The following is a 13,337-nucleotide window of genomic DNA, read 5'->3' as shown; positions in this document are numbered from 1 at the left end:
CACCACGACGTCACGACACCGAGCTTAAGTCAGCCGGGACGTTTTCCGAAACCTGCTTTGGATAAGAGGATTTGCCTATGCCTTCGCTGCGCCTGCTTGCTCCCGCGCTGTTCGCGCTCGCCCTGTTCGGCGCGGCCGCGCCCGCGTCGGCCGACAGCTTCTCCGATGCCCAGCGCACCGACCTCGAGGCGATCATCAAGAACTACCTCGTCACTCATCCCGAGGTGCTCGAGGAGGCGATGACCGAGCTCACCAAGCGCCAAGCCACGGCCGAGACGCAGAAGCACGAGGCCAGCATCGCGCAGAATTCCGATGCGATCTTCAACTCGCCGCGCCAGGTCGTGCTCGGCAACAAGGACGGCGACGTCACCTTCGTCGAGTTCTTCGACTACAATTGCGGCTACTGCAAGCGCGCCATGGGCGACATGCTCGACCTCATGAAGGCCGATCCGAAGCTGAAGGTCGTGCTGAAGGAGTTTCCGGTGCTGAGCCAGGGCTCGGTCGAAGCAGCCCAGGTCGCGGTCGCGGTGCGCATGCAGGATCCCTCCGGCAAGAAATATCTCGATTTCCATCAGAAGCTGCTGGGCGGCCGTGGCGCGGCCGACAAGGCGCGCGCGCTTCAGGCGGCCAAGGAAGCCGGTCTCGACACCGCCAAGATCGAGAAGGACATCGGCAGCGCCGAGGTGCGCACCACCATCGAGGAGAACTTCAAGCTCGCGGAAGCGATGGGCATGAACGGCACGCCGAGCTATGTGATCGGCAAGCAGATCGTGGTCGGCGCCATCGGTGTCGAAGGCCTCAAAGAAAAGATCGGCATTGCCCGCTGCGGCAAGGCGACTTGCTGAGCGCGCATTTACAACGACACGATGAGAAAAGGCCGGCTGATGAGCCGGCTTTTTTTGTTTGCACTGCTTTCATCGCGAAAGTGGCGCGAATCCGGCGCGCGCATTCATCTCGCGTTTAAGAAACAATTGCCCCGGAACCCCCGATGTTCCGGAACAACTCAAATCGCCTTTCGTTGTCGGCGCGGGCAATGACGCAAAGAAACACGTGAGGAGAATTCCATGTCTAACCGCTTTATGATCTCGGTTGCGGCGCTCGCGCTCGTCGCCGGCACCGGTCTGGCAAACGCACAGGGCACCACGAACCGCGACAGCGGTGGCGGCGCCGGTGGTGCGCAGATGCAGCATTCGCAGCCTTCCGGTGGCGCCGCCGAGCGCGGCTCGATGGGCCGCGAGTCGACCCAGGAGAAGGGCACCGTTGGCCAGGCCGGCGGCTCCAGCAGCATGAAGTCCGGCACGTCCGCGGAGGAGAAGTCCTCGGGTGCGACCAAGGACGAGCATTCGGGCCGCGAGATGAACAAGAACGCGGCTGAGGACAAGGCCGGCGCCACCAAGGGCCAGCGCACCGACGAACGCGCGCAGGACAAGTCCCAGCAGGACAAGTCCAAGAGCACGATGGACAAATCGCAGACCGACAAATCCCAGATGGACAAGTCCAAGAGCACGGAGACGGACACCAAGAGCGGCAACATGAACGCCCAGACCAAGGGCGCGGAGACCAAGGGCGCGGACAGCAAGTCGCAGACCACGACCGGTAACGCCTCCGCCACCGCCTCCGCACCGCCTCCCGAGAAGCGGAGCCAGATCTCGACGGCGATCAAGTCGACCAAGATCGAAGAGACTACGAACGTCAACTTCAACATTTCGGTCGGCACGGCCGTCCCGGCGTCCGTCCGATTCCACCCGCTGCCGCCCCAGATCGTGGAAATCTATCCGGAATGGCGCGGCTACGATGTGATCTTGGTGCACGGCAAGTACGTCATCGTCCGTCCCCAGACGCGTGAGATCGTGTACATCATCGAAGGCTAAGCCACTTCGCTGAAGCCCAAAATGAGCCCTTGCCGAGCGATCGGCAGGGGCTTCTGCTCTATTGGGTGGCTTCTGCCCATGGGCCCTCCCGGCAGCCATGCTTTGGACTGGTTAACAAGCAATTTCCGTAGCTTCCGCACAGGTTTTTGCACCCCGGATGAGGTATCTGAAGCCCCCTGGGAGGTCCTTCAAGGCTTCCCCTCACGCGCTTTGTTACCTATAACCCCCGCCACGCCGAAGCACCTCTTGCGGGATTGGAATGGCCGAACCAGCAATCGACACGATCCTTGTTCTGAACGGGCCGAACCTCAACATGTTGGGGACGCGGGAGCCCGAGAAGTATGGCCATGCGACGCTGGCCGACGTCGAGGCGCTGTGCCGGGAGACGGCGGCGACGTTCGGCCTCAAGGCCGACTGCCGGCAGTCCAACCGCGAAGGTGAGCTGATCGACTTCATCCACGAGGCGCATGGGCGCAAGATGAAGGGTATCATCATCAATGCCGGCGGCTATTCACACACCTCGATCGCGCTGCACGACGCGCTGCTCGCGGTGCAGATCCCGACGGTCGAAGTGCACGTGACCAACATCCACGCCCGCGAGAGCTTCCGTCACCACTCCTACACCGCGCGCGCGGCCTTCGCCTCGCTCTGCGGTTTCGGCATCGAGGGCTACCGCCTCGCCATCCAGGGCCTTGCCGCCAAGCTCGGCATCACGCCCAAAGCCTGACGCTCCCTCTTCACACAGAACATTCGGATCAAACAACATGGCGCGCCAGCCAGACGACAAAGCAGCCGCAAAGTTTTCCAGCGAGGATTCCGCCCTCGTCCGCGAGCTCGCTTTGCTGCTCGATGAGACCAGCCTCACCGAAATCGAGATCGAGCGTTCCGGCCTGCGCCTGCGCGTCGCCCGCAACGTCAGCGTTGCTGCGACCATGCCGATGCAGATGGCAGCCGCCCCCGCCGCCCTCCAGGCGGCCGCAGCTGTCGCCGCGCCAGCCGCTGCCGACCTGTCGAAGCATCCCGGCGCCGTGACCTCGCCGATGGTCGGCACCGCCTATTGGGCGCCGGAGCCCGGCGCCAAGCCGTTCATCGAGGTCGGCAGCAAGGTCGCGGTCGGCCAGACGCTGCTGATCATCGAAGCCATGAAGACCATGAACCAGATCCCCTCGCCGCGCGCCGGCACGGTGACGCAGATCGTGATCGAAGACGGCCAGCCGGTCGAGTACGGCGAGCCGCTCGTCATCATTGAGTGACGGTCGAGGCCAACAGAGCCCTCGCCGCTTCCCGCGCGCCAGTCCCTTAAGGACACCATGTTCGACAAGATCCTCATAGCCAATCGCGGCGAGATCGCCCTTCGCATCCTGCGCGCCTGCAAGGAGCTCGGGATCGCGACCGTCGCCGTGCACTCCACCGCCGATGCCGATGCCATGCATGTGCGCCTGTCGGACGAGAGCGTGTGCATCGGGCCACCGGCGTCCAAGGACAGCTACCTCAACGTGCCCGCACTGCTCGCGGCCTGCGAGATCACCGGCGCCGATGCCGTGCATCCCGGCTACGGTTTCCTCTCGGAGAACGCGCGCTTCGCGGAGATCCTCTCCGAGCATAATCTGCATTTCATCGGCCCGAAGGCCGAGCACATCCGCCTGATGGGCGACAAGATCGAAGCCAAGAGGACTGCCAGGAAGCTCGGCATTCCCGTGGTGCCCGGTTCCGACGGAGGCGTCGGCCCCAACGACGACGCGATGGCAATCGCCAGGAAGATCGGCTTCCCGGTGCTCGTGAAGGCCGCAGCCGGCGGCGGCGGCCGCGGCATGAAGGTGGCGCAGAGCGAGGGCGACCTTCAGATGGCGCTGTCGACGGCCGCCAACGAGGCCAAATCCGCCTTTGGCGATGCCTCCGTCTACCTCGAAAAATATCTCCAGAAGCCGCGTCACATCGAAATCCAGATCCTCGGCGACGGCCGCGGCGGCGCGATTCATCTCGGCGAACGCGACTGCTCGCTGCAGCGGCGCCACCAGAAGGTCTGGGAGGAAGGCCCCTCGCCCGTGCTGGCCGCGGCCGCGCGCGCCAAGATCGGCGAGACCTGCGCCAAGGCGATGCGCGAGATGAAATATCTCGGCGTCGGCACCATCGAATTCCTGTTCGAGGACGGCGAGTTCTACTTCATCGAGATGAACACCCGCATCCAGGTCGAGCATCCCGTCACCGAGAGCATTACCGACATCGACCTCGTGCTCGAGCAGATCCGCATCGCCGCCGGCGGCGACCTGCCGGCGAGGCAGGAAGAGGTCCAGGTCATCGGCCACGCGATCGAGTGCCGCATCAACGCCGAGAATCCGCAGACCTTCCGTCCTTCGCCCGGCCGCATCACGCAATATCACCCACCCGGGGGGCTCGGTGTGCGCATCGATTCCGCGGTCTATCAGGGCTACACGATCCCGCCTTATTACGACTCGCTCGTCGGCAAGCTGATCGTGCACGGCAAGACCCGCGGCGAGTGCCTGATGCGACTGCGCCGGGCGCTTGACGAGATGGTGGTCGAGGGCATCGAGACCACCCTGCCGCTGTTCCGCGCGCTGGTCCGCGAAGACGACATCATCAACGGCGACTACCACATCCACTGGCTGGAACAGTACCTCGCCGGCAAGACGGAACCCGGCCGGCAATAATCCGCCTCCCATGGAACCCTTTCCCCCCGATCGCGTTCTGGTCGGCGGGACCGTTCCGAGGGGGCGTTTTGAATTTCGCTAAACCTGATCAGGCGAGACCGTCGTGATCGCTGAAGCGCAGCGACGGCGCGCATTTTGGCAGATCCTGCTGTTCTCGGCGGGCCTTGTGGTGCTGACCGTGATCAGCGCCGGCTCGGTCTATCTCGTCAACAAGGCGAGAGACGATAGCAAATGGGTGGTTCACACCATCGAGGCGGAGAACCAGATCAACACGCTCCTGCTGGAAATCCGGCGTGCCGAGAGCGCAGCCCGCGGCTACCTTCTGACGCAAGCGGCGGATTTCCAGGCCGACCATGACAAGGCCGTGGCAGCAATCATCCCGGCGCTCGACAAGCTCACGCGCCTGACGGGCGACAATCCGGCGCAACGCGAAAGCATCGAGAGGCTGAGCGCGGCGATCGAGACCCGGCTCGGCCAGTTCGTGGAGGAGATGGATTTCGTCCGCCAGAATGAGCCCGAGAAGGCCGCAGCGCTGGTCCGCAAGCTCGCCTCCACCGACGCCACGGCCGCGATCGCCAACGTCGCGTCGGAAATGATTTTGGAAGAAGAACGGCTGTTCCGGCTCCGAACGGTCAACTCGGACCGCAGCCAGTCCCTCGCCGCGTCGATGACCGGCATTGGCTCCGGCCTCGTCGTGCTGCTGGCCCTGATCTCGATCTGGCTGGTGCGGCGCTCGGCCCGCGCCCGTGACGACGCCGAGGCGCGCCTGCGCGATGCCAATGTCAATCTGGAGACCATCGTCGACGAACGCACGGCCGATCTGCGCGAAGCCAACAACGAGATCCAGCGCTTTGCCTATATCGTCAGCCACGATCTGCGCTCGCCACTCGTCAACATCATGGGCTTCACCAGCGAACTCGAAGAACTCGGCGGCGACATTTTCCGCCGTATCGGCGGCCTCACCCATGTTCCGGCCAACGGGCCGCCGCTGACTGGTGGCGAGATCGCGCTCGAAGGCCCCGACAAGCAGCTTTCAGCGGATTTCTCCGAAGCGCTGAGCTTTATCAAATCGTCGATCGCCAAGATGGACCGGCTGATCTCGGCGATCCTCAATCTCACCCGCCGAGGGCCGGCGCGAGTTCCAGCCGGAAAAGATCGACACGCGCGGGCTGATCGAAGCGATCGTGTCGACGCTGGCGCATCAGGCCGCCGAAGCGCAGGCCGAGATCCACATCGCGTCCCTGCCGGATCTGGTCAGCGACCGCCTCGCGCTGGAGCAGATCTTCTCCAATCTGATCGACAACGCCATCAAATATCTCAAGCCCGGCGTCCCCGGCGAGATCAGAATCCGCGGGCGTACCAAGCTCGGCTACGCTATCTTTGAGATCAGCGATAACGGCCGCGGGATTGATCCGAAGGATCACCAGCGGATATTCGACCTGTTTCGCCGCGCGGGAACCCAGGACAAGCCCGGTCAGGGCATCGGTCTCGCGCATGTGCGTGCACTTGTGCGTCGCCTTGGCGGCACCATGTCGGTATCATCGGAACTGAATACGGGCAGTAGCTTCACCATCACGCTGCCCATCTCCTGGAACGCCAGCAACCGGAACGCGGATCAATGACTCAACCCGTCAGCATCATCATGATCGAGGACGACGAGGGACATGCGCGACTGATCGAGCGGAACATCCGCCGCTCCGGCGTCAACAACGAGATCATCTCCTTCGCCAACGGTACGGACGCGGTGAAGCACCTGTTCGGAGCCGACGGCAGCGGGCTCGTGCAGAAGGGCAATGCGCTCCTGATCCTGCTCGATCTCAACCTCCCCGACATGACCGGGATCGACATCCTGAAGCAGATCAAGGAGAACAAATATCTGAAGGCCTCGCCCGTGGTGGTGCTGACCACCACCGACGATTCCCAGGAAATCAAACGCTGCTACGAGCTCGGCTGCAATGTTTACATCACCAAGCCCGTGAACTACGAGAATTTCGCCAATGCCATCCGGCAGCTCGGCTTGTTCTTCTCGGTCATCCAGGTCCCGTCCGCCGCCTCATGAACCAGCGCACGCCAACACTGCTCTACATCGACGACGACGGCGCGCTGGCGCGCCTGGTCGATCGCGGCCTGACACGGCGCGGCTACCAGGTCCTTCATGCCGCAAGCGGTGAGGAAGGCCTAGAGCTCATCCGCCGCGCGGGGACGACCGGCGGCATCGACGTCGTCGCGCTCGACCAGTACATGCCCGGCCTCGACGGGCTGGAGACGCTGGAGCAGATCATGGCGATCCCAGGCGCACCTCCCGTGGTGTTCGTCACGGCCTCGCAGGATTCCAGCATCGCGGTGACGGCGCTGAAGGCGGGCGCGGCCGATTATCTCGTCAAGGACGTCAAGGGCGACTTCATCCCCCTGCTTCACGTCGCGGCCGAGGGCGCGCTGCGCCAGGCCGAATTGCAGAAGGCGCGCGAGGAGGCCGAAGCCGAGATCCATGCCTCGCGCGACCGCTACGCAGCGCTGGCCGCCGAACGCGAACTGCTGCTGCGCGAGGTCAACCACCGCGTCGGCAACTCGCTCCAGATCATCGCCTCGCTGCTGCATCTCCAGGCAAGCTCCGCCGCGCAGGACGAGGTCAAGGCGGCGTTGACCAATGCGATGGGGCGCGTCGCCGCGGTCGCGCAGGTGCACCGCCGCCTCTACACCTCGCAAGACCTGAAGAGCGTGGTGCTGAACCAGTATCTGGACTCGCTGCTCGAGGATCTCCGCCGCTCGGCCGAAGGCGACCGGATGTCGCGCCTGACGCTGAAGGCCGAACCGGTCGAGATCGATCCGGACCGTGCGGTCGCCGTCGGCATCATCGTCAACGAGCTGGTGATGAACGCGGTGAAATACGCCTATCCTGATGGCGCCGGCCCGATCCATGTCGAGCTGACCTCGCAGGGCGACGATCTGCTGCTGGCGATCAGGGATGACGGCGTCGGCGACAACGTCAAGGCCGATCCGCGCTCCACCGGCATGGGCCAGCGCATCGTCGCAGCCATGGCCACCAAGCTCGACGCTTCGGTCGAGCGCGACCCCACCCATTCCGGAACCCGCATCATGTTGAGGTTCCGCCGTGTGCCCGCGGGCCCCGTCAAGCCCAATACTGCCGCAGCGAGCTGACCCGCACCGCCCATCGCAACCGCATTGCGATCCTGCTATTGTCGCGAGCCATGACTTCGCGCGACTCTGCCCCGTCTGAAATCACGCCAGCCGTACTGCTGCGCGCCTATGCCTGCGGCATCTTTCCGATGGCCGAAAGCGCCGACGATCCGACCCTGTTCTGGGTCGAGCCGGAGTTGCGGGGCGTCATCCCGCTCGAGGGATTTCGCGTGGCCTCGCGGCTTGCGCGCACCGTGCGTTCGGATTCGTTCCATGTGACCGTCAACACCGCGTTCAAGGCCACGATTGCCGGCTGCGCCGCGCCGCAGGCCGGGCGCGAGGACACCTGGATCAACAAGCGCATCCGCGACCTCTATGGCGGCCTGTACGAGCTTGGCCACTGCCACAGCGTCGAGGCCTGGCATGGCGAGGACCTTGTCGGCGGGCTTTACGGCGTCAGCCTGGGGCGGGCCTTTTTCGGTGAGAGCATGTTCCACACCGTGCGCGATGCCTCGAAGGTCGCGCTGGTGCATCTGGTCGCGCGGCTGATCCATGGCGGCTTCGAACTGCTCGACACCCAATACGTCACCGAGCATTTGAAAAGTTTTGGCGCGGCCGAGATTTCGCGGCGGCGCTACACCGCGCTGCTCGACAAAGCGCTCGCGGGCGAGCCCGGCGATTTCCTGAAGCTCTCCGCCGGTGAAGCGATCCCGGGCGCACGCGCGCTCGAGATCATCGCCTCACGGCAATAATCAGGGATATCACCGGCCGAATCCGGGGGATTTGGCCTAGCGGCCAAACCCCGGGATACCGAACAGACCCGGCCGCTGCTCGGGTGGCGGAGGTGGCGGCGGTGCCGGTTGCTGCTGCTGGATCGGCGGCAACGGCTGCGGCGGACGCTGCTGCACCTGCTTGGGCGCGGACTTTTTCTGCGCGGGCGGCGGCGGCGCAGCCGGCTTGGTGGCGGGATCCGGCGCCGCGGTCGCGATGGTCTGCTGCGGCTCTTTGCAGTCGGTGAGCCAGATGTCGTAGATCGGGTGCTCGACGCCGTGCAGGCCGGGACTTGCCGCATACATCCAGCCCGAGAAGATGCGCTTCACCTCGCCCTGCAAGGTGATCTCGTCGACCTCGACGAAGGCGTCGGTGTTGGCGGCCTCCGTCGCCGGCCGCGTGTAGCAGGCGTCGGTTTTGACGCGCAGCGCGCCGAACTGCACGGTCTCGCCGATATCCTCGTCGAAATTGATGATGCGGCCGGTGATTTTGTCGAGGCCGGAGAAAGTCGCTTTCTTGTTCACGATCTTCTGGGCCGGCGGTTCGGTGACGACCTCGTCGCCCGGCTGCAGGGTCGCCGGCGTCTGCGGCACAGTACCACCCGGTCCGCCCTTCTGCTGCGGCTGGCGCTGACCGGGTGCGCCCGGCTGCGGGGCGCCTTGCGGATTGGGCGGAGCGACCGCAACGGACGGCGGCTGGTTTGGCGGAGCGGCGGCCGAGCCAGGGGGCGGCGCCAGAGGTTGGGTCTCGACCGGCCCCGGCATCACATTACCCTGCCGGCCCGGCGGCGGGGGCATCGGGCGCGACGGCAGCACACGGCCCTGCGGCGGCAGCTCCGGCACCTCTTCGTCGTCATCGGGGATCTGCTGCTGCGGCTGAGGCTGGCCACGCGGAATGTTGCCGGGTGGCCGCAGCGGCGGCGGATCGGAAAAGATCGTGCCGATTTGCGCCTGAGCCGGCGTCGCAGCCGTCAGTGCGGTGGCGGCCAAAAGCGCCGCAAGACCTGTCAGGGTAAAGGTTCGAAACATCTCGCGCGGCTTCAACAGCGAATCGGGCTTGCTGGACATTCTACAGGGGATACCGCCGCTCGCAGGCCATCCGGTTAACACGGCGAATACGGCGGGGGAAGGGCGGCATCCCTCCCCTTCCCGGCGCGGTCTGGCCAGATCGGCCCCCGGATGGGATAGTCCGAACGCCCCTCGCCCGAGCCAGGGCGGCGGCGTCCCCGAAGAGGCGGCGCCGCCTCCGAAAACGACATCCAACGATCTCTGGAAACCCGTAAGGTCGCTTCCCCATGCCTGTTGTGCTCGATCCCGACGCCGCCGCCGTCTACACGGCCTTTCAGGCGGCCGGCCGCCCCGCCTACGAGACCCTGACCGCTCCGGAAGCGCGCGCCTATTACACGCAGGCGCGCTTTGCGACCAATCCCGAGCCACCGGAACTTGCGCGCGTCACGCCGCTGGCGATCCCGGCACCGCACGGAACGATCCCGGCCCGCATCTACGTTCCGAAAGACCCCCGCCGGCATGACGGCCTCTCCCCGGCGCTGGTGTTCTTCCATGGCGGCGGCTGGGTGATCGGCGATCTCGACTCCCACGACGTCGTCTGCCGCCAGCTCGCGGTCGAAGCCGCGCTGATCGTGATCTCGGTCGACTACCGCCTCGCGCCCGAACACAAATTTCCCGCCGCAGCCGATGACGCGATCGCCGCGACCAAATGGATCGCCGCCAACGCCCGCGAGCTCGGCGTCGACGCCGCGCGCCTGTCGATCGGCGGCGACAGCGCCGGCGGCAATCTCGCCGCAGTCGTCGCGCTTGCTGCGAGAGACGGCAACGGCCCCGCGATCGCGGGCCAGGTGTTGATTTACCCCGCCGTCGATTTCGCCATGACGCACGGCTCGCACAGCGAGCCCGAGACCAGTGTGCTGCTGACGCATTCGGTAATCCGCTGGTTCCGCGACCATTATCTCAACGGCGCCGCCGACGTCGACGATTGGCGCGCCTCGCCGGCGCGCGCGCAAAACCTTGGCGGCCTGCCGCCGACCTATGTGCTGACTGCCGGCGCCGATCCGCTGCGCGACGAAGGCGACGAATATGCCGAGCGACTCAGGCAAGCCGGCGTGCCCGTCGCCACCAAGCACTATCCCGGCCAATTCCACGGCTTCTTCACGATGGGCAAATTGCTGCGCGAGGCCAATGTCGCCGTGAGCGAGATCGGCGCGTGGCTGAAGGGATTGGGCTGACGCCGCCTCCCGCATGCCATCCGTCTTTCAAAACCTCTTCGCCCTCCCGCTGCGCGGGCTGACATGGCTCGGCGGCCAGGGCACCCGCGCTGTGGCTGCCGTCGTCTTCATCGCGCTCGCGGTGCCGCCGCTCGGGGCGTTGCTGCGCCCTTACGTCACCGAGGCGATTTTCGTCCTGCTCTGCATCTCCTTCATGCGGGTCGATCTCGCCGCGCTCTCCGGCCATTTGCGCCGGCCGGCGCTGGTCGCGACCGCGACCGCCTGGACCGTGATCGGCGTGCCTGTGATCGTCGGACTGATCGTCCATGTCACCGGTCTCACCGCGCGCTCGCCCGGCCTTGCGCTGGCCTTGATGCTCCAGAGCATGGCTTCGCCGATGATGGCCTCGCCGGCGCTGGCCGCACTGATGGGCCTCGATGCCACGCTCGTTCTGGTCACGCTGGTGACCGCGACCGCGCTGGTGCCGTTCACCGCGTCGCTGTTCGCGAGCCTGTTCCTCGGCGACATGCTCAGCGTCACGCCGGCCACGCTCGGCCTGAAACTGCTCGGCATCCTCGCGGCATCGCTGCTTGCAGCGACCGTGATCCGCTGGGTCTTCGGCGCGGCCGCGATCCAGCGGCACAGGCGGCCGATCGACGGCTTCAACATCGTCATCCTGCTGATTTTCGCGGCCGCGATCATGGGCGACGTTGCGAGCGACCTCGTGGCCCAGCCGGTGTTCACTATCGGCTTGGCGCTGCTGTCCTTCACGATCTATTTCACGCTGCTCGCGATCACCACGCTGCTGTTCCGCCGCATCGGCTATGAGCGCGCGCTGGCGCTCGGGCTGATGGTATCACAGCGCAATCTGGGCCTGATGCTGGCCGCGACCGCCGGCGCGCTGCCGCCCACCACATGGCTCTATTTCGCGATGACGCAGTTTCCAATTCACCTGGCGCCATACATGCTGACGCCGATCGCGCGGCGGCTGACAGCGCGGGCGACTCTTGCAACTGCAAAAAAGAGACCACGACCTGGCGATGAGATGAAACGTATCAGCTGATGCACGGCCGCACGGCGTTGCCAGAGAATATCGAAACTGCCGGCGCCCGTGAAGCCGAGCGCGGCGCGCTACTGACGTGTCACTGCGACCTTACTCGTGTGTTGGCGGAACTTGGTTGAGGAGTTGTGAGGTCGCGGTCACGACCTGTGCCGGGGCGAAGGGTTTTTGCAGGAGCATACTGTGAGGAACGCCAAGGGACGGCCAATCATCGGCGGCGGCACCGGTCATGTAGACCACGGGAATGTGGGGATTGAGTTCTCTTGCGCGCCTGGCAACGTCCCAGCCGGTGAGAGCACCGCTGAGGTTCACGTCGGTGATCAGGGCCAGATATTTGCTTTCTTCGTTTTGGAGAAGTGTGAGCGCTTCCTCCCCGGATGAAGCAACCTCCGGGTGGAAGCCACCCTCGGCTAATGCCTCTTCTACGATTGTCTGGATAAGCGGATCGTCTTCCACAACCATGATGACGAGCAACTCAGTATTCACCGCTTACCTCCATCCACTTCGGGTGGCGCACATCAAGCCGAAGCGGGAGCTTTGGTTCCCGGATCTGTGCAAAAATGCACACAAGGTACTGCCGGGATGGGGCGCAGCCGCCCGCCACGAACTACAGCTTCCGGCGAAACCTAGCTGGCCCTTGCCGCACGCCGCAGCGCCTGCGGCGGTTGGCCGAAGGCGCGGATGAAGGCGCGCCGCATGCGCTCGGGGTCGCGGAAGCCGGTCGCCTCTGCGACGAGCTCGATCGCCTCGCGCGAGGACTGCACGCGTTCGCGCGCCACCTCGATCCGCAAGCGCTCGATCGCCTTGGAGGGTGTCGTGCCGGTCTCGGCGGCAAAGGCGCGGGCAAAATGCCGCGCGCTCATGCCGGCGCGGTCGGCGAGATCTTCGACCGTCAAACGCGCGTCGAGGTTCTCGCGCGCCCAGGACAGCAATGCACCGAACCTGCCGTTCGGCGTCTTCAACTCCAGCAGAGAGGAGAATTGCGACTGGCCGCCGCTGCGGCGATGATACAGCACGAGCTGCCGCGCGGTTGCCTGCGCGATCTCCTCGCCATGGTCTTCGGTCACCATCGCGAGCGCGAGATCGATACCTGCGGTGATGCCGGCGGACGTCCACACATTGTCGTCACGGGTGAAAATCTGGTCCGGCTCGAACTTCACCTTGGGATAGCGCGCGACGAAATCTCGCGTGCGGCCCCAATGCGTGGTGGCGCGGCGGCCGTCGAGCAGGCCCGCCTCGGCCAGCACATAGGCGCCCGAGCAGACGCTGGCGACCCGCACGCCGCGCCGTGCCAGCCGCTGCACGAAGCCGCGCGTGACCTCGCACCGCGCCGCATCCGTGACGCCTGCGCCGCCCGCCACGACCAGGGTCGTGATCGCATTCGCCGACTTGAAATCGCGCGCCATCATTTCAACTCCGGACGAGCTGCGCACAGGCCCTGGGTTCAACGCGAGCACCCGGATCGCGGGTGCTTTGCCGGTGGCACGTGCCGCGATCTCGAACACCGAGATCGGGCCGGCCGCATCGAGCAACTGGAAATCCGGGAAGATCAGGATGCCGATCATCGGTGATGTCCGAAAGTGAGGGAAAAATGCCATTTTGGACAG

General features: G+C 65.3%; 13 protein-coding genes and 1 pseudogene. 11 read left to right on the top strand and 3 right to left on the bottom strand.

Translation table 11 applies throughout. The annotated features are described in order from the left end of the window. The first annotated feature begins 77 nt into the window (after positions 1–77). The 9 genes and pseudogenes from ACVWYI_RS18895 to aat all read left to right on the top strand — a co-directional run bounded on the left by ACVWYI_RS18895 (position 78) and on the right by aat (position 8,430). Entirely contained in the window at positions 78–845 is a 768-nt protein-coding gene (locus ACVWYI_RS18895; RefSeq protein WP_456662861.1) for a DsbA family protein, read from the top strand. Between the two features lie 219 nt (positions 846–1,064). Then, on the top strand, positions 1,065–1,871 hold the full coding sequence (locus ACVWYI_RS18890) for a DUF1236 domain-containing protein (protein ID WP_456662860.1): 807 nt from the start codon (positions 1,065–1,067) through the stop codon (positions 1,869–1,871). 259 nt (positions 1,872–2,130) lie between these two features. Beyond that, positions 2,131–2,598 (top strand): type II 3-dehydroquinate dehydratase, encoded by a 468-nt coding sequence (gene aroQ / locus ACVWYI_RS18885; RefSeq protein WP_354103539.1) that lies wholly within the window; start codon positions 2,131–2,133, stop codon positions 2,596–2,598. Between the two features lie 37 nt (positions 2,599–2,635). Beyond that, positions 2,636–3,124 carry an acetyl-CoA carboxylase biotin carboxyl carrier protein gene (gene accB, locus ACVWYI_RS18880; RefSeq protein ID WP_354103540.1) on the top strand — a complete coding sequence of 163 codons (489 nt, stop codon included), beginning with the start codon at positions 2,636–2,638 and terminating at the stop codon, positions 3,122–3,124. 57 nt (positions 3,125–3,181) lie between these two features. Continuing rightward, positions 3,182–4,540, top strand: a complete 1,359-nt coding sequence (accC, locus tag ACVWYI_RS18875) for an acetyl-CoA carboxylase biotin carboxylase subunit (protein ID WP_247347196.1) — start codon at positions 3,182–3,184, stop codon at positions 4,538–4,540. A 103-nt stretch (positions 4,541–4,643) separates the two neighbouring features. After that, a pseudogene (locus ACVWYI_RS18870) lies at positions 4,644–6,162 on the top strand (sensor histidine kinase). Next, positions 6,159–6,599: a response regulator gene (locus ACVWYI_RS18865; RefSeq protein WP_247347201.1), complete on the top strand. Its 441-nt coding sequence runs from the start codon at positions 6,159–6,161 to the stop codon at positions 6,597–6,599. Before ACVWYI_RS18870 ends, ACVWYI_RS18865 begins: the two are co-directional and overlap by 4 nt. Next, complete coding sequence (locus tag ACVWYI_RS18860; RefSeq protein WP_456662859.1) at positions 6,596–7,699, top strand: sensor histidine kinase; 1,104 nt, start codon at positions 6,596–6,598, stop codon at positions 7,697–7,699. Before ACVWYI_RS18865 ends, ACVWYI_RS18860 begins: the two co-directional genes overlap by 4 nt. A 50-nt stretch (positions 7,700–7,749) precedes the next feature. Continuing rightward, positions 7,750–8,430, top strand: coding sequence for a leucyl/phenylalanyl-tRNA--protein transferase (aat, locus tag ACVWYI_RS18855; protein WP_456662858.1), 681 nt, complete (start codon positions 7,750–7,752; stop codon positions 8,428–8,430). 36 nt (positions 8,431–8,466) lie between these two features. On the opposite strand, the gene ACVWYI_RS18850 is transcribed toward aat, so the two are convergent. Next, a complete protein-coding gene (locus ACVWYI_RS18850) occupies positions 8,467–9,516 on the bottom strand; it encodes a DUF2155 domain-containing protein (RefSeq protein WP_456662857.1) in 1,050 nt (349 codons plus the stop codon). Positions 9,517–9,743: 227 nt separating this feature from the next. On the opposite strand from ACVWYI_RS18850, the gene ACVWYI_RS18845 reads away from it, so the two are divergent. Next, positions 9,744–10,691 (top strand): alpha/beta hydrolase, encoded by a 948-nt coding sequence (locus ACVWYI_RS18845; RefSeq protein ID WP_456662856.1) that lies wholly within the window; start codon positions 9,744–9,746, stop codon positions 10,689–10,691. Positions 10,692–10,704: 13 nt separating this feature from the next. Beyond that, positions 10,705–11,733: a Na+-dependent transporter gene (locus ACVWYI_RS18840; protein WP_456662855.1), complete on the top strand. Its 1,029-nt coding sequence runs from the start codon at positions 10,705–10,707 to the stop codon at positions 11,731–11,733. 90 nt (positions 11,734–11,823) lie between these two features. On the opposite strand, the gene ACVWYI_RS18835 is transcribed toward ACVWYI_RS18840, so the two are convergent. Both ACVWYI_RS18835 and ACVWYI_RS18830 read right to left on the bottom strand, forming a co-directional pair. Continuing rightward, positions 11,824–12,216, bottom strand: coding sequence for a response regulator (locus ACVWYI_RS18835; protein WP_345946794.1), 393 nt, complete (start codon positions 12,214–12,216; stop codon positions 11,824–11,826). Positions 12,217–12,356: 140 nt separating this feature from the next. Beyond that, positions 12,357–13,295 carry a GlxA family transcriptional regulator gene (locus ACVWYI_RS18830; RefSeq protein WP_456662854.1) on the bottom strand — a complete coding sequence of 313 codons (939 nt, stop codon included), beginning with the start codon at positions 13,293–13,295 and terminating at the stop codon, positions 12,357–12,359. Positions 13,296–13,337: the final 42 nt, after the last annotated feature.

Source organism: Bradyrhizobium sp. LB13.1, assembly GCF_054056815.1.
This window is presented reverse-complemented; position numbering and strand designations above follow the sequence as displayed.